Origin of the sequence: Aeromonas sp. R6-1 (genome assembly GCF_040908165.1) — a bacterium.
GTDB lineage: Bacteria > Pseudomonadota > Gammaproteobacteria > Enterobacterales > Aeromonadaceae > Aeromonas > Aeromonas caviae.
Map to the genome: position 1 here is coordinate 305,459 of NZ_JBFODF010000026.1, position 16,083 is coordinate 321,541.

Below are 16,083 nucleotides of genomic sequence, written 5' to 3' on the forward strand. Positions count from 1 at the left end.
TCCGGCCACTGCGATAAGAAGAGATGAGGCCCCGCCGCAAGGCAGGGCGCTCGAAGATGGGACTGCGAGCATCATGGGTCAGCCTCCCGCGATGGCGGTGAAGAGGTGAAGTTCATCCCCGTCATTGAGACGGGTCTCGGCCCAGCGGCCACGGGGCAGCACGGCGCCGTTGAGGGCCACCGCTACCCCCTGAGGAGGAATCTCCTGCACCGCCAGCAGCTCAGTCAGGCGCTGGCCGGTGGGCAGCGTCAGCTCGATATCGTTCAATCGGATCTTCATGGTTAATTCTCCAGGGCCGGGTGGGTGCTGCCGCAAACCGGGCAATCGGGGTCGGGAGCCAGCGTGAGGGTCTGCCACTGATGGGTCAGGGCATCAAAACGGCGCAATGTGCCCGCCACCGTGCTCGGCATCCCGAGCAGCAGTTTCAGTGCCTCCAGCGCCTGCAAAGAGCCCATCACCCCCACCAGCGGGCCGGTGACGCCGCTGGTCTCGCAGCTTTCCCTGATCTCGGTATCCAGCGGATAGAGGCAGGCGTAGCAGGCGTGATCGCTGCTGGTGCGCGCCATCAGCTGCCCCTGCCAACCCACTGCGGCGGCACAGACCCAGGGCTTGCCCTGAGCCACGCAGGCGGCGTTGATGACCTGGCGGGTGGCGAGGTTGTCGCAGCAGTCGATCACCAGATCCACCTCGGCCACAAACGCCGGCAGGCTGGCGGCATCGAGCCGCTGGTTGATGGCAATCAGCTCCACCAGCGGGTTGTGTTGGCTAAGGCGCTCGCGGGCCAGTTCGGCCTTGGAGTGGTTGACCGCCTCGCTATCGAACAGGATCTGGCGCGGCAGGTTGCTGGAATCCACCGTGTCACCATCGGCGAGCCACAAGGTGCCTACCCCGGCACCGGCCAGATAGAGGGCCAGCGGCGAGCCAAGCCCGCCGAGACCGACGATCAGCACGGATTTATCCTTGAGCCGCGCCTGACCCGCCTCCCCCACTTCCGCCAGCATCAGCTGGCGGCCGTATCTCAGGTACTCTTTGTCACTAAGAGAAGCGGCATCAGAGCGCATGTTCTGCCTCCCGTATCACGCTGGCCGAGCACGGCTCATCCCCCGCCCCCACGGCAGCGAGCAGCCGCTCGGTCGCCCCCTGCCAGTCATCGCTCGCCGTGATGGCCGAGACCAGCGCAATGCTGCCGACCCCGCTTGCCTTGACCGCCGCCACCCGCTCCTCGCTGATGCCACCGATGGCCACCGTGGGCCACTGCGCCATCAGGGCGCGGTAGTGGTGCAGCCGCGCCAGCCCCTGGGGGCGCGAAGGCATCGCCTTGGTGTTGGTCGGGAAGATATGGCCCAGCGCGATATAGGAGGGGGCAAGCTCGCGGGCCCGCATCAGCTCGAAGTAGCCGTGGGTGGAGATGCCAAGGCGCAGCCCGGCCGCCTGAATGGCGGCGAGATCGGCGGTCTCCATATCCTCCTGCCCCAGATGCACGCCCCAGGCACCCGCCTCGATGGCCTGCTGCCAATGGTCGTTGATAAAGAGCCGCGCCCCATGGCGTCGACCGAGCGCGACCGCATCACGAATGGCCGGCGCCACCTCTGTGGCGGGCAGATTCTTGATCCGCAGCTGGATGGTCTTGACCCCGGCCCCCAGCAGGCGTTTGAGCCACTTGACCGAGTCCACCACCGGATAGAGGCCGAGGTTGTGTTCGGTCGGCGCAAAGGGGCCATCCGGCAGACGGGCGCTGCTTGTCTCATACAGGCCGAAATGGCGATCGAGCGGTGAGCCTGCCAGCACGGCGCGGGGGAAGTGGGCAAGGTCGGCGGGCCAGCCCAGATGGGCGATGGGCCCCGGACCTGCGCCCACTCCTTGCGCCGCCGCCAAGCCCTGTTGCAGGTAGGCCCGCGCCAGGGTGATGGCGTCCTCCACCGGATAGTCCTGCGCCACCACGGCTGCGATGGCGCTGGCGTAAGCGCAACCGGTGCCGTGACCGTGGCGGGTATCGAGGCGCGGCGCGGCGAGCCAGAATTCGCGGCTCTCGTCCTGGTAGTAGTCGAGGCAGAGATCCCCGCCCCATTCAAGGTGGCCCCCCTTGACCAGCACGGCGCGGGCGCCGAGTTCGCACAGCCGCCGGGCGGCGAGGCGCACCAGCTCGGGACTGGTGGCGGGCAGGCCGGTCAGGGCTTCCAGCTCGGGACCGTTGGGGGTGATGAGCGACAGACGTGGCAGCAGGTGCTCGCGCACCGCCACCAGCATGCCGGGCTCCGCCATGGGGGTGCCGGTGCTGGCGATGGCCACCGGGTCGTAGACCACGAAGGGAGCCTCGACGGTCGACAACCTGCGTGCCAGCACCTCCACGTGCAGCCGGGTCGGCAGCAGGCCTATCTTGATGGCAGCGGGTGGCAGATCCAGCCCCAGGGCATCGATCTGGGCGGCGAAGGTCTGCATCAGCACGGGGTCGACCATCTTCACCGCCACCGAGTTCTGGGCCGTGATGGCGGAGATGACGGAGCAGCCGTGCACGCCGAGGTCATGCATCGTGTGCAAGTCGGCCTGAATGCCGGCCCCGCCGCCGGAGTCGGACCCGGCGATGGTCCAGACCACGGGGCGGGCCTGCGTCACGGCGGACAGGTCGGCGGGGCTGACAGCCCCGCGCTCGCTGCTCACGCCTCCTCCCCTGCGGCCTGCTTCAGGGTCGCCGCCTGATGGTAGATCTCGCCGCCGGTCTCCTTGAAGGTTTCAGCCATGCGGGCCATGCCGCTCTCGACCTCGGCCACCACCCGCTCCTGCTGACCGTCCATGCCGACCAGCTTTATCTCTACGGCTTCCAGTTTCGCCGCATAGTCGCGCACGTCCTGGGTGATCTTCATGGAGCAGAACTTGGGCCCGCACATGGAGCAGAAGTGGGCCACCTTGCCGGACTCCTGAGGCAGGGTCTCGTCGTGGTAGGCGCGGGCGGTGTCGGGATCCAGGGCCAGGTTGAACTGATCCTCCCAGCGGAACTCGAAGCGCGCCTTGGACATGGCGTTGTCGCGGATCTGGGCGCCCGGGTGGCCTTTGGCAAGGTCAGCGGCGTGGGCGGCGATCTTGTAGGTAATCAGCCCCTGCTTCACGTCCTCCTTGTTGGGCAAGCCCAGGTGCTCCTTGGGGGTCACGTAGCAGAGCATGGCGCAGCCGTACCAGCCGATGAGCGCGGCGCCGATGCCGGAGGTGAAGTGATCGTACCCCGGGGCAATGTCGGTGGTGAGCGGGCCCAGGGTATAGAACGGCGCCTCGTGGCAGTGCTCCAGCTGCTCGGTCATGTTGCGCTCGATCATGTGCATGGGTACGTGGCCGGGGCCCTCGATCATCACCTGCACGTCGTACTCCCAGGCAATCTTGGTGAGCTCGCCCAGGGTGCGCAGCTCGGCGAACTGGGCCTCGTCGTTGGCGTCATAGACGGAGCCCGGACGCAGACCGTCACCCAGCGACAAGCTCACGTCGTAGGCGGCGCAGATCTCGCAGATCTCGCGGAAGTGCTCGTAGAGGAAGTTCTCCTTGTGGTGCGACAGGCACCACTTGGCCATGATACTGCCACCGCGCGAAACGATGCCGGTGAGGCGCTTGGCGGTCATGGGCACGAAGCGCAGCAAGACGCCTGCGTGGATGGTGAAGTAGTCCACCCCCTGCTCGGCCTGCTCCAGCAGGGTGTCGCGGAACAGCTCCCAGGTGAGGTCTTCAGCGATGCCGTTGGTCTTCTCCAGCGCCTGATAGATGGGCACGGTACCGATGGGCACCGGGCTGTTGCGCAGGATCCACTCGCGGGTCTCGTGGATGTAGCGGCCGGTGGAGAGATCCATCACGGTGTCGGCGCCCCAGCGGGTGGACCACACCAGCTTCTCCACTTCCTCTTCGATGCTGGAAGTGACCGCCGAGTTGCCGATGTTGGCGTTGATCTTCACCAGGAAGTTGCGGCCGATGATCATGGGCTCCGCTTCCGGGTGGTTGATGTTGCTGGGGATGATGGCGCGACCGGCGGCCACCTCATCGCGCACGAACTCGGGGGTGATGTTCTGGGGCAGTCTGGCGCCAAAGCCCTGACCCGGGTGCTGGGTGCGCAGGAGCTCGGAGCGCACTCGCTCGCGGCCCATGTTCTCGCGGATGGCGATAAATTCCATCTCGGGGGTGACGATGCCTTGGCGGGCATAGTGCAGCTGGGTCACCCGGCGGCCCGGCTTGGCACGGCGGGCCTTATGTTGCGAAGAGTGCAGATGTTCGAAACGCAGGTGATCCAGCCCCTCGTCCGCCAGGCGCTCCTGAGTGAAGGTGGAGCTCAGCCCGTCCAGCGCGTCGGTGTCAGCACGCTCCAGCACCCAGGCTTCGCGCAGGCGCGGCAGACCACGGCGCACGTCGATGGGGGCGGCCTCTTCCCCATAGGGGCCCGAGGTATCGTAAACCGGCACCGGCTCGTTGGGCTCGAACTGGGGAGCCTCCTTGGTGCCGCCGACGAAGGTGTCGGCCAGCTGGATTTCCCGCAAAGGCACCCGGATGTCAGGGCGAGAACCCTGGATAAAGATGCGGCGGGAGTTGGGGTGAGCCATCCCCTTGAGGTTGTCGATAAAGGTCTGGGCGCTGGAGCGCTGCTCGCGGCGGCTGGATTTGGTGGTATCAGATACATTGGTAGACATAGCAAAACTCACATTAACTGGTTGAAGTTATGGGTGTTTGCTTGTCTGGAGTTCGAGGAGAAGATGAACTTGCGGCGGGGTGTGCTCGGGGGAGTGAGCCGGGCATGGATCTTCACTGCTCTGCCGTCCCTCTGCCCTGTGTGGCAGATCCGCAGGCCTGACGGCCCGGCGGGACAACCTCCCCCTGTGCGCCTGTGCCAGCCAGAGGCGGTCTGCCTCCAGCTGGCGGGAAGGTGTGCCTTCCCCGGCGCGGTAACCCGCAAGTTACCCTTGTTTCCCTTCGCAGGTCTTAACCTGATCAGGTTCCACGGATCCCGAATTAACGGTCTCAGCTTAGCGTCGTTCGACGGTCAGCACTCCGACAAGATGTGCGCCAGTATAAGTGGGGAAATTTAAAGTACAAGCCATTAACAAGGGGAAAGGGAGAGAGGTCTCACTCTTCGGCGTCGAGAGGATCCTCGGGGTCAGGAATGAGGATGTCGGTGAGGCGGCCCTCTTCATCCCGGCTCAGCACCAGGCGGCGACCCGGTTGCAAATCGGCGGCGCTGCCGTTGATCCAGCGAGTGTCAGCATCAAACACCAGCACGCCGAGATCCTGTAGCAGCAATGCCTGCTGATTATGAGTGAGCAGTCGATCCTCCGCCCGCCGCCAACTGGCCCCGAGCGCCGGATCCGGCGCCCCGTCGAGCACCCGGATCGTCTCGGCGACGCCGTAGCGGCTCTGGATCGCGAGGTGCATGCCGGGCACGAGCCCGTCCGGCTGCGCCACGCCGTGCAGTTCGGCACTGCCGAGCTCCAGCTCAGCCCCCTGGAATTGCAGGCGCACCCCGTCGTTGTGCTCCAGCTCCACCAGCCAGAGCTCGGCGTCGTCGGCAAGGGTGCAGAAGGGCAACAGCAGCAGGCAGAGTGCGGTTCGGGTCATGGCAGGCGGTCCGGGGTCACGGGGTGAGGTTTAACTATGGCCCCGGACGGGCAATTTTTCCCGGTCCGCCCTGACCGGTCAGTCATCCTCCCGGCACTGGCTCAGGCGCATGCCGTCAAACTTGCACTCCAGCTCCAGCCAGCGTCCCTCGAACGGGGAGAGGCTCCCATCCGAGGTGACATAGCCCCAGATCCGCCCCCCTTCCACCGGCCCTTCCAGTTCCATCTCGTCCTCCTCTTCCAGCGCCTCCACCTCGCGAACGAGCCGCCGCGCCCCTGCCGCCGTCTCCTGCACGACCCCTTCCAGATCGACCCAGGTCCCGCCGAGATCGTCCTCATCCAGGCCATCCTTGAAGCGGGTGCGCTCATCGATCACGAAGGGAATGCCATTGACCATCAACTGGCCAAGCTGCCAGGTGGTGCGGCCCGTGAGCTTGAACTCGGCCGCCTGCACCAGACCAAAAGGCAATAGAATCAATAACCAGAAGGCGCGGAGAGACTTCTTCATCGGGGATCCTCGGGGTTACACTGGCACACAGGATGACCCATCCGGTGTGAAATGGCCGTGAAATAGCGGCGCAGACCAGGAGATCAGAGCATGAAAATACTGGTGGTGGAAGACAGTCCCCAGGTGGCGGAGACCATCATGGACTATCTGGCGCTGGCCGGGCACAGGGTAGATTGCGCCTATCACGGCCAGGCGGCCCTGCAACTGCTGGCCCAGGAGCGCTTCGACGTCATCATCATGGACGTCATGATGCCGCGCCTCGACGGCCTGCGTACCGTGGAGCGGCTGCGTGCGGACGGCATCGCGACCCCGGTGCTCTTTCTCACCGCCCGTGACAGCCTGGAGGACAAGCTGGCAGGCTTTCGGGCGGGGGGCGACGACTATCTGGTCAAGCCGTTCGCCATGGAGGAGCTGGAGGTGCGCCTGGAGGCCCTCAGCCTGCGTGGCCCCAGAGGGGACATGGGCGTGCTCTGCTTTGGCGATCTGACGGTGGATCCCGCCAGCGGCCGCGCCACCCGCGCCGGGGTCGAGCTCAAACTCGGCAAGATCCCGTTCCAGATCCTCACCCTGCTGGTGAAGCGCGCCCCCCAACTGGTGACGCGCCAGGAGGTGCTCGACACCGTCTGGGGCGACGAGGAGCCCGACTCCGACGCCCTGCGCAGCCACATCTATGCCCTGCGCAATGTCCTCGACAAGCCCTTCCCCACCCCCATGCTGGAGACCCTGCACGGCCAGGGCTACCGGCTGGTGACCCCATGACGAACCCGACGCAGCCCCTTGCCCCCGGCCTGCCGAGCCTGCGCCGGCGCCTGGTGCTGGCGCTGGGAGGGGCCGGTCTGCTGCTGCTGGTGATCCTGAGCCTGCTGATGGTGGTGGCCGAGAACAAGATGGAGGAGCTGAGCCTGCGCCACTGGCTGGAGGCGGAGGCAACCCGCTATGACGACGACTGGTTGCGCCTCGGAATGGCGGCCCCCGCCCCCAGCCCGCGCCAGTTCTCCAGCTACTGGACAGAGGCGGGCCGCCTGCCCGCCTGGCTCAAGGCCTACCAGAGCCCAGGCTTCTTCGAGCATCAGCTGGGCCGGGAGGACAAGCACTTCCTGGTACGCGCCCACCCCTCGGGTCAGGGGCTGCTCTATCTGGTGTTCAACGACGATGCGGACGACTACCTGGACCCTTACGAAGCCAAGCTGCATCTGGTGACCCGCCTCATCGGCCTGGCTCTGCTGCTGGGGAGCCTCGCCTTCGGCATCTGGCTGGTGCGTCACATCACCAGGCCGCTGGAGCGGCTGCGCCAGCGGGTCGCCCACCTGACCCCGGATCAGGGGGACTTCGTGCCCGATGCCCCCTGGCAGGAGCTGCGAGAGATAGAGCAGGCGCTGCTGGCGGGCAAGCACGAGGTAGCCGCCGTGTTTGCCCGTGAACAGGAGTTCAGCCGCTTTGCCAGCCACGAGCTGCGCACCCCCAACATGGTGATCCAGGGATCCGCGGCCCTGCTCGGCAAGGTGAATGACCTGCCCGCCCCGGCAGCCCGCGCCGTCAGCCGCATCCGCGCCGCCGCCGACGAGATGGCCCTGCTCACCGAAACCTTCCTGCTGCTGGGACGCAAGGAGGCCGTGGAGCGCCCGCCCCAGCAGGTGGCGCCGCTCATTCGCCGGGAGCTGACCCGCCTCGCCCCCCTGCTGCAACGGGAGACGCTGGACATTCGCCTGCAACTGGACGAGGAGAGCGAGGTGCAGGCCCCCCTCTCCCTGCTCGCCATCGCCCTCGGCAACCTCTTGAAAAACGCCCTGAGCTACGCCGAGGGGCACATCGAGATCACCCTGCACGAGCAGGTGCTCACCATCAGCAACCCCACCGCCGCCGCGCCGGATCAGATCCTCGGCTACGGCTGCGGCCTCACCATCATCCAGCGCATCTGCGAGAAGCTGGGCTGGCAAATTGAGACCCACCTGGTGGAGGGGGTCTTCAGCGCCCGGCTGGTGATGATCCCCGGCGCCCCCGGGGCGGCATAGCCCCCTCATTCCCGGCCCTTCTGCCCGGCTGTTCAACACAGTGGGAGAAGGGAGACAGTTCCCGGCAAGCCCGCTGCCTTCCAGCCCACCCTCCAGATAGCAACAAGGCGCCCGAGGGCGCCCTGTGTTTACCTGTATGACACTCGTTTGGGGCTCATTCCGCCGGCTTGTGCTTGCGGCTCGCCTTGAGCTCGAGGAACTCGATGATCTTGCCCGCCACGTCCTTGCCGGAGGCGGCTTCCACCCCCTGCAGACCGGGGGAGGAGTTCACTTCCAGCACCAGCGGGCCGCGGGCGCTACGCAGGATGTCCACCCCGGCCACGTCCAGCCCCATGATCTTGGCGGCCTGCACGGCGGTGGCACGCTCTTCCGGCGTGATCTTGATGGCTTCGGCGGTGCCGCCCCGGTGCAGGTTGGAGCGAAACTCCCCCGGCTGGGCCTGGCGGCGCATGGCGGCCACCACCTTGCCGTTGACCACCAGGCAGCGGATATCGGCGCCGTTGGCCTCGCGGATGTACTCCTGCACCAGGATGTTGTTGTTGGTCTGGATAAAGGCCTCGATGACGCTCTCCGCGGCCTTCTGGGTTTCGCACAGCACCACGCCAATCCCCTGGGTGCCCTCCAGCAGCTTCACCACCAGGGGGGCGCCCCCCACCATGGTGATGAGATCCGGTACGTCGTGGGTGCTGTGGGCATAGCCGGTCACTGGCAGGCCGATGCCGTGACGGGAGAGCAGCTGCATGGCGCGCAGCTTGTCCCGGGAGCGGGAGATGGCCACCGAGCTGTTGAGAGCCATGGTGCTCATCATCTCGAACTGGCGCAGCACGGCGGTGCCATAGAAGGTGATGCTGGCACCGATGCGCGGGATCACGGCGTCATAGCTCTCCAGCTCCCGTCCTTCGTAATGGATGGAGGGGCTGTGGGAGGCGATGTTCATGTAGCAGCGCAGGGTGTCGAGCACCTCGACCTGATGCCCACGGGCCCGGGCCACCTCGACCAGACGGCGGGTGGAGTAGTTGTTGGGCTCACGGGATAAAATGGCAATATTCATGGAAATGGCAGACCTGATAATCGGACTGGAGAGTATAAGGTGCCATGAACGACTGGCAACGCCAATCCTTTCCCCTCACCATGCGTGGTTCTGCAAGAACAGGCAAAAACCGAGAGTGCCGCACTCAAGAACGGACCGTTCTGCAAGACGGCGCCAGCCACCAGCCCTCATGCCGGATGGCGCCAGCGACGTCAATGGGGGCCGCGCAGCCCTTGCTGCAACTCAAGCAGCAGGGCGACCTCCTGCAAACGGCGCGCCGTGGTGCCGGCCCAGCCTCCCAAAGGCACGGGGGCCAGCAGGGTCTGGGCGATGCAGTGGCGATAGAGGGGCCCTTCATGTTGCCAGCCCCGCATCCCGTCGACGTCGTGATGGTGCAGCCACTCCAGGTTGCCGCAGCGAAGCAGCTCGATGCGCCGCCCGTCCTTGAAGTGCAGGCAAAGCCCCTTCTTCTCCACCCTGGGACCGGCATACTTGTCGAGCCAGAGGGTCAGGGGCACCCCTGCCGCCTCGCCGCGCAGGCAGGCCCGCCCCTCGGCGGTCTCCAGATCCCCGCGCCGGATGGGCTGCCCCAGCCGGTCGCAGACACCCTCCGCGATCAGGTGCAGGCGGTCGTCCCCACCCAGGGCCACCAGCAGCTCCCGGATCATCGCCAGCAGATGGGTGCCGATGTCGAGGATCACCCCGTCTGGATGGCGCAGGACCCGCCGATCCGGCTCCCCGGTGGCGAAGTTGAGGGCATAGGGATGCCCCGCCTCGTCCAGGCCGCAGGGTTCCAGCAAAAAGCCCTCCACCGCGCTGATATCGGCGAGGGTGGCCAGCCCGACCCCGGCGCCCTCTGGTTCCCGAGGCTGCCAGCCTTCATCCAGTTTGCCGCTCAGCAGCAACTGCTGGACGGCATTGCGGGCCATCCAGTGATCCAGTGCCAGCACCCTGGCTGCGACCTCGGGGTCCGCCAGCAGGGCGTGCAGACGATCGTGCTGGGCCAGGGTGGCCACCACGGGTTTCTCCACCAGGATGAGGGGAATGGCGCTGGCCAGTGCCTGCTCCAACACGGGCAGATGCAGCAGGGAAGGCGTGGCGATCACCAGCCGATCCAGGGGTTCGGCCAGCAGGGCTTCCAGGGTCGAGGCGGACATGACGCCGGGCAGGGTGATGGCGGGATCAAAACCCCATATCTCGGTATTTTCCGCCAGTGCGGCGAGTGCAGGCAGATAGGCTGTCTGCACCACGGCCCCCAGACCGACAAATCCAATCTTCATGGTAACCTCGATATGGGTGCGTACCCGGCGCCTGCCCCGCACCGCGTGAGGCGGGGCAGACGGGGATCAATGCAGGTTGGGCCCCAGCCAGCGTTCGGCCTCTGCCAGGGTCATCCCTTTGCGCTGGGCGTAGTCTTCCACCTGATCGTGCTGGATCTGGGCCACGGCGAAATACTTGCTCTCAGGGTGGGAGAAGTACCAGCCGGATACCGCCGCCCCCGGCCACATGGCGTAGGACTCGGTGAGCTGCATACCGATGGCCTGCTCCACCCCCAGCAGCTCCCAGATGCTCCCCTTCTCGGTGTGCTCCGGGCAGGCCGGGTAGCCCGGAGCCGGACGTATCCCCTGGTAATTTTCGCGGATAAGCTCTTCGTTGCTGAGCGCCTCGTCCGGGGCATAGCCCCAGTGCACTTTGCGCACCTGCTCGTGGAGGTATTCGGCAAAGGCCTCGGCGAGGCGATCGCACACCGCCTGGATGAGAATGGCGTTGTAGTCGTCGTGGTCCGCCTTGTAGGCCTTGGCGATGGCCTCCTCGCCGATGCCGCCGGTCACCGCGAAGGCGCCGATCCAGTCGGGCTTGCCGCTCTCTTTCGGCGCCACATAGTCCGCCAGACAGTAGTTGGGGAAGCCCTGCTTCTCGCTTTGCTGGCGCAGGTGGTGCAGCACCTTGCGCACCTGGGTGCGGGACTCGTCGGTGTAGACCTCGATGCTGTCCCCCACGGCGTTGGCGGGGAACAGGCCGACGATGCCGGCGCAGCGCACGCTCCGATCTTTTTCCAGCTGGTCCAGCATGGCGTTGGCGTCGGCGTAGAGGCGCGTCGCTTCCTCCCCCACGACTTCATCCTCCAGAATGCGGGGGAACTTGCCCGCCAGCTCCCAGCTCAGGAAAAACGGCGTCCAGTCGATGTAGGGGCGCAGCACTGAAATGGGCACGTTTTCGAAGGTCTGCACGCCGGGCTCCCGGGGCTTGGGCGGCTCATAGCCCACCCAGTCCAGCTGATGGCGGTTGGCGCGGGCATGGGCCAGGGAAACCGGCTTGGAGCGCGGCTGCTTGCGGGCATGCTGATCCCGGGCAATCTCGTACTCCTTGTCGATGCGGGCGACGAAGGCGGGCTTGAGCTCCGGGCTCAGCAGGCTCTGGGCCACCCCCACGGCGCGGGAGGCGTTGGAGACATAGACCACGGGCTCGGAGTAGTTCTGCTCTATCTTCACCGCGGTGTGGGCCTTGGAAGTGGTGGCACCGCCGATGAGCAGCGGCAGCTTGAACCCCTGACGCTCCATCTCCTTTGCTACGTGCACCATCTCGTCCAGGGACGGAGTGATGAGGCCCGACAGGCCGATGATGTCGGCGTTCACTTCCCGGGCCGTCTTGAGGATGGTCTCGCAGGAGACCATGACCCCGAGATCCACGATCTCGAAGTTGTTGCACTGGAGCACCACCCCGACGATGTTCTTGCCGATGTCGTGCACGTCGCCCTTGACGGTGGCCAGCACGATTTTGCCGTTGCTGGAGCCGCCGGACTTCTCCGCCTCGATGTAGGGTTGCAGGTAGGCCACCGCCCGCTTCATCACCCGGGCCGACTTCACCACCTGGGGCAGGAACATCTTGCCGGCGCCGAACAGATCGCCCACCACATTCATGCCGTCCATCAGCGGCCCCTCGATGACGTGCAGCGGCTTCTCGGCCTGGGCGCGCGCCTCCTCGGTATCCTCCTCGATGAAATCAGTGATCCCCTTGACCAGGGCGTGTTCGAGCCGCTTGCCCACCGGCCAGCTGCGCCACTCCTGATCCCGCGGATCCTCCGCCTGGGCACCCGCGCCGCGATACTTCTCTGCGATGGCCAGCAGCGCCTCGGTGGCGTTGTCGTTGAGGTTCAGCACCACCGCCTCGACCTTCTCTTTGAGCTCGGCCGGGATGTCTTCGTAGATGGCAAGCTGGCCCGCGTTGACGATCCCCATGTCCATGCCGTTCCTGATGGCGTGGTAGAGGAAGACAGCGTGGATGGCTTCGCGCACCGGCTCGTTGCCACGGAAGGAGAAGGAGACGTTGGAGACGCCGCCGGAGATCATGGCGTGAGGCAGGTGCGTTTTGATGTCCTTCACCGCCTCGATGAAGTCCACCGCGTAGTTGTTGTGCTCGTCGATGCCGGTCGCCACCGCGAAGATGTTGGGGTCGAAGATGATGTCTTCCGGCGGGAAGCCGACGCGGTCCACCAGAATGCGGTAGGCGCGCTGGCAGATCTCGAACTTGCGGGCCCGGGTATCGGCCTGGCCCACCTCGTCGAACGCCATGACGATGACGGCGGCGCCGTAGCGGCGCAGCAGTTTCGCCTGCTCGATGAATTTGTCCTCCCCCTCCTTCATGGAGATGGAGTTGACCACCGGCTTGCCCTGCACGCACTTGAGGCCCGCCTCCAGCACCTCCCACTTGGAGGAGTCGATCATCACCGGCACCCGGGCGATGTCCGGTTCCCCGGCGATGAGGTTCAGGAAGCGCACCATGGCCGCCTCGGCGTCCAGCATCCCCTCATCCATGTTGATGTCGATGATCTGGGCGCCGTTTTCCACCTGCTGCTTGGCGACATCGAGGGCCTCGTCGTAGAGCCCCTCTTTTATCAAGCGCTTGAACTTGGCCGAGCCGGTGACGTTGGTCCGCTCACCCACGTTCACGAACATGGAGTCCGCCGTGATGATGAGAGGCTCCAGGCCCGACAACCGGCAGGCTACCGGCAGATCCGGCAGGGCGCGGGGCTTGATGCCCGCCACGGCGTCCGCCATGGCGCGGATGTGGGTCGGGGTGGTGCCGCAGCAGCCGCCCACCAGGTTGAGGAAGCCGCTTTGGGCCCACTCGCGGATATGCTCCGCCATCTCGACCGCGTCCAGATCGTACTCGCCAAACGCATTGGGCAGACCGGCATTGGGGTGGGCGCTGACATGGGTCTCGCTGATGCGGGACAGCTCCTCCACGTACTGGCGCAGCTCGTCCGGCCCCAGCGCACAGTTGAGGCCGAAGGAGACCGGTTTGACGTGGCGAAGGGAGTGGTAGAAGGCCTCGGTGGTCTGGCCCGAGAGGGTACGACCGGAGGCGTCCGTGATGGTGCCGGAGATCATCACCGGCAGGCTGTAACCCAGCTCCTCGAACACCAGGTCCACCGCGAAGGCGGCCGCCTTGGCGTTGAGGGTGTCGAAGATGGTCTCGATCAGGATGATGTCGGCACCGCCCTCGATGAGGGCGTGGGTCGATTCGGTGTAGGCGGCCACCAGCTCGTCATAGGTGACGTTGCGCTTGCCCGGGTCGTTCACGTCCGGCGAGATGGAGGCGGTACGGTTCGTGGGGCCCAGAACCCCTGCCACAAAGCGCGGTTTCGCCGGGTCTTTGGCGGTCCACTCGTCCGCCACGGCGCGGGCCAGGCGGGCCGCCTCCCGGTTTATCTCGGCCGAGAGCGCTTCCATCTCGTAGTCCGCCATGGCGATGCGGGTGGCGTTGAAGGTGTTGGTCTCGAGGATGTCGGCCCCGGCGGCACAATACTGGTCGTGGATCTCGCGAATGACGGCGGGACGGCTCAACACCAGCAGGTCGTTGTTGCCCTTGATGTCGGTATGCCAGTCGGCAAACCGCTCCCCCCGATAGTCCGCCTCACCGAGTTTGTAACCCTGGATCATGGTGCCCATGGCCCCGTCGATGATCAGGATCCGCTCCTTGAGACAGGCTTCCAGCCTGGTTGTGACATCCGCTTTCTTGTTCGACTCTCTGCTCGACACCGCTCGTACCCCTTACATCCATGCAACTGCGTGATGCCCATCCTAGCAGCAATCAAATTAAATGGAAATCTAGCCGTCTATCTGTCCGTGACAACGATTAAATATAACCATAAATGGGTAATGAGCATGATCTAACCCGGGAGTACCCTATGCCCGTCCTCAAGAGGGATACGTGCTTGCTGTTTACCAAAGAGAAAAATAACTATGAGCGTCTACTACACACTCTGCTTCCTGGCAGCGTTGGCGATCTTCATCGCCTTTGCCAACCAGTATGTTGTGAAGATCCAGACCACCATCGCCATCACTGCGGGCTCCATGCTGATCTCCGCGCTGCTGGTGCTGTTTGGCAAACTGGGTTGGTTCAATCTGGAGCCTCTCGCCATCAAGACCATGGAGAGCATCGACTTCCAGAACTTCCTGTTGAAGGGGATCCTGGGCTTCCTGCTGTTCGCCGGCGGCCTTGGCATCAACCTCAAGGCGTTGCGTAGCCAGAAGTGGGAAATCACCATTCTGGCCATAGCCGCCACCCTGCTCTCCACCTTCCTCATCGGCTACGGCTTCTGGTTCATCGCCAAGCTGCTGGGCTGGGATGTGCCGCTGGTCTACTGCATGTTGTTCGGTGCCCTGATCTCCCCCACCGACCCCATCGCCGTACTGGCCATCGTCAAGAAGATGAAGGCGCCACCCCAGATCGCCATCCAGATCGAGGGGGAATCCCTGTTCAACGACGGTGTCGGTCTGGTCATCTTCGCCACCGTGTTTGCCGTGGCCTTTGGCGGCGTGGAGCCCACCTTCGGCAGCGTGGCCGGTCTGTTCCTGCATGAGGCTCTCGGCGGCATCCTGTTCGGGGCCGTGCTGGGTCTCATCGCCCACGTGATGATCAGCGCCACCGACGACGGCTCCCTGGAGCTGCTGCTGACCCTCTGCATCCCGACCGCGGGCTTCGCCTTCGCCAACATGATCGGCGTCTCCGGCGCCCTGGCCATGGTGGTGACCGGCATCATGATCGGCAACTGGACCCGTCATTCCGGCTTCTCCGAGCAGAGCCAGCACCACCTGGATCACTTCTGGGAGTTGATGGATCAGTTCCTCAACGCCCTGCTGTTCCTGCTGATCGGTCTGGCACTGGTGCTGCTGGATCTGGCCTGGCGCGACTGGATCCTGCTGGTCATCGCGGTGCCGCTCTGCCTGGCCGCCCGCTTCATCAGCGTCTCCCTGCCCTATGTGACGTTCCGCAAGTTCCGCAGCTACAACACCTTCTCGGTGCGCATCCTCACCTGGGGCGGCCTGCGTGGCGGTCTGGCCATGGCCATGGCCCTGGCACTGCCATCCGGTGTCATGATGATCCCGGAGCACAACGTCGATCTGCGCCAGGTGATCCTGGTGATGACCTACTCGGTGGTGATGTTCTCCATCGTGGTACAGGGCATGACCATTACCCCCATGATCACCGCCGCCAAGAAGGCCTGCGGCGACGCCTGAGCCCGTCCCTGACCGGCAATGAAAAGGGCTCCCTCGGGAGCCCTTTTGTCACCCCCGTGGCCGTGAAAAACAGGGAATGACTGGGTGAACGCACAATTAGTGTTTGCTTTTTACACATTTCGAGGAGAGAATGCGCGCCGGCTAGTTAATCAGCCCTGATTATGTTCGCAATGCTTCACCTCACGATGAATCCTGCCAGTACCCGCATAACCTTCTTCTGATTTACTCGCCTTGAGAACCGTTCAGGCTGTCTGCCTGCGTTGCCCGGCTCTCACGGTGCAGACCCGATCTGCCCACTCCCAAGTAGCATCATGCATCCGCATGGTCCTTGGCGCCTTCCTTGAAAGTGCAGACGCCCCTGAACCGGGCTGGGTATTCCTGCGCGCTCGTCCGCCATCGTGCTGACCGCGCCCATTGACCTGACATTTGC

Annotated in this window: 12 protein-coding genes and 1 riboswitch; of the genes, 3 read left to right on the forward strand and 9 right to left on the reverse strand. The window is 65.1% G+C overall.

Translation table 11 applies throughout. The annotated features are described in order from the left end of the window. Positions 1-78: 78 nt before the first annotated feature. The 6 genes from thiS to AB5Y68_RS08025 form a co-directional block, all read right to left on the reverse strand. Complete coding sequence (thiS, locus tag AB5Y68_RS08000; RefSeq protein ID WP_039040452.1) at positions 79-279, reverse strand: sulfur carrier protein ThiS; 201 nt, start codon at positions 277-279, stop codon at positions 79-81. Positions 280-281: 2 nt separating this feature from the next. After that, positions 282-1,061, reverse strand: a complete 780-nt coding sequence (locus tag AB5Y68_RS08005; protein WP_039040451.1) for a HesA/MoeB/ThiF family protein — start codon at positions 1,059-1,061, stop codon at positions 282-284. Next, on the reverse strand, positions 1,051-2,658 hold the full coding sequence (thiE, locus tag AB5Y68_RS08010) for a thiamine phosphate synthase (RefSeq protein ID WP_039040450.1): 1,608 nt from the start codon (positions 2,656-2,658) through the stop codon (positions 1,051-1,053). Before thiE ends, AB5Y68_RS08005 begins: the two co-directional genes overlap by 11 nt. Beyond that, complete coding sequence (gene thiC, locus AB5Y68_RS08015; protein ID WP_039040449.1) at positions 2,655-4,658, reverse strand: phosphomethylpyrimidine synthase ThiC; 2,004 nt, start codon at positions 4,656-4,658, stop codon at positions 2,655-2,657. Before thiC ends, thiE begins: the two co-directional genes overlap by 4 nt. Before the next feature lie 257 nt (positions 4,659-4,915). Beyond that, positions 4,916-5,029: riboswitch (TPP riboswitch) on the reverse strand. 62 nt (positions 5,030-5,091) lie between these two features. Then, positions 5,092-5,580 (reverse strand): hypothetical protein, encoded by a 489-nt coding sequence (locus tag AB5Y68_RS08020; protein ID WP_039040448.1) that lies wholly within the window; start codon positions 5,578-5,580, stop codon positions 5,092-5,094. A gap of 78 nt (positions 5,581-5,658) precedes the next feature. Then, entirely contained in the window at positions 5,659-6,087 is a 429-nt protein-coding gene (locus AB5Y68_RS08025) for a hypothetical protein (protein ID WP_039040447.1), read from the reverse strand. Positions 6,088-6,177: 90 nt separating this feature from the next. Between AB5Y68_RS08025 and AB5Y68_RS08030 the strand changes: the two genes are divergently transcribed. Together AB5Y68_RS08030 and AB5Y68_RS08035 are read left to right on the forward strand one after the other, a co-directional pair. Continuing rightward, on the forward strand, positions 6,178-6,846 hold the full coding sequence (locus AB5Y68_RS08030; RefSeq protein WP_039040446.1) for a response regulator transcription factor: 669 nt from the start codon (positions 6,178-6,180) through the stop codon (positions 6,844-6,846). After that, a complete protein-coding gene (locus tag AB5Y68_RS08035) occupies positions 6,843-8,099 on the forward strand; it encodes a HAMP domain-containing sensor histidine kinase (RefSeq protein ID WP_039040445.1) in 1,257 nt (418 codons plus the stop codon). Before AB5Y68_RS08030 ends, AB5Y68_RS08035 begins: the two co-directional genes overlap by 4 nt. Positions 8,100-8,253: 154 nt before the next feature. Here the strand turns inward: AB5Y68_RS08035 and rimK are convergent, their stop codons facing one another. The 3 genes from rimK to metH all read right to left on the reverse strand — a co-directional run bounded on the left by rimK (position 8,254) and on the right by metH (position 14,171). Beyond that, positions 8,254-9,150: a 30S ribosomal protein S6--L-glutamate ligase gene (gene rimK, locus AB5Y68_RS08040; RefSeq protein WP_010672657.1), complete on the reverse strand. Its 897-nt coding sequence runs from the start codon at positions 9,148-9,150 to the stop codon at positions 8,254-8,256. 191 nt (positions 9,151-9,341) lie between these two features. Continuing rightward, positions 9,342-10,409 (reverse strand): Gfo/Idh/MocA family oxidoreductase, encoded by a 1,068-nt coding sequence (locus tag AB5Y68_RS08045; protein ID WP_039040444.1) that lies wholly within the window; start codon positions 10,407-10,409, stop codon positions 9,342-9,344. Positions 10,410-10,475: 66 nt separating this feature from the next. Then, a complete protein-coding gene (gene metH / locus AB5Y68_RS08050) occupies positions 10,476-14,171 on the reverse strand; it encodes a methionine synthase (RefSeq protein WP_039040443.1) in 3,696 nt (1,231 codons plus the stop codon). Positions 14,172-14,375: 204 nt separating this feature from the next. On the opposite strand from metH, the gene AB5Y68_RS08055 reads away from it, so the two are divergent. Continuing rightward, positions 14,376-15,653, forward strand: coding sequence for a sodium:proton antiporter (locus AB5Y68_RS08055; RefSeq protein ID WP_039040442.1), 1,278 nt, complete (start codon positions 14,376-14,378; stop codon positions 15,651-15,653). Positions 15,654-16,083: the final 430 nt, after the last annotated feature.

Bases quoted from the DNA above. Each gene is read 5' to 3' on its own strand.
- thiS (WP_039040452.1), bottom strand. From the start codon at position 279: ATGAAGATCCGATTGAACGATATCGAGCTGACGCTGCCCACCGGCCAG.
- AB5Y68_RS08005 (WP_039040451.1), bottom strand. From the start codon at position 1,061: ATGCGCTCTGATGCCGCTTCTCTTAGTGACAAAGAGTACCTGAGATAC.
- thiC (WP_039040449.1), bottom strand. From the start codon at position 4,658: ATGTCTACCAATGTATCTGATACCACCAAATCCAGCCGCCGCGAGCAG.
- AB5Y68_RS08020 (WP_039040448.1), bottom strand. From the start codon at position 5,580: ATGACCCGAACCGCACTCTGCCTGCTGCTGTTGCCCTTCTGCACCCTT.
- AB5Y68_RS08025 (WP_039040447.1), bottom strand. From the start codon at position 6,087: ATGAAGAAGTCTCTCCGCGCCTTCTGGTTATTGATTCTATTGCCTTTT.
- AB5Y68_RS08030 (WP_039040446.1), top strand. From the start codon at position 6,178: ATGAAAATACTGGTGGTGGAAGACAGTCCCCAGGTGGCGGAGACCATC.
- AB5Y68_RS08035 (WP_039040445.1), top strand. From the start codon at position 6,843: ATGACGAACCCGACGCAGCCCCTTGCCCCCGGCCTGCCGAGCCTGCGC.
- rimK (WP_010672657.1), bottom strand. From the start codon at position 9,150: ATGAATATTGCCATTTTATCCCGTGAGCCCAACAACTACTCCACCCGC.
- AB5Y68_RS08045 (WP_039040444.1), bottom strand. From the start codon at position 10,409: ATGAAGATTGGATTTGTCGGTCTGGGGGCCGTGGTGCAGACAGCCTAT.
- AB5Y68_RS08055 (WP_039040442.1), top strand. From the start codon at position 14,376: ATGAGCGTCTACTACACACTCTGCTTCCTGGCAGCGTTGGCGATCTTC.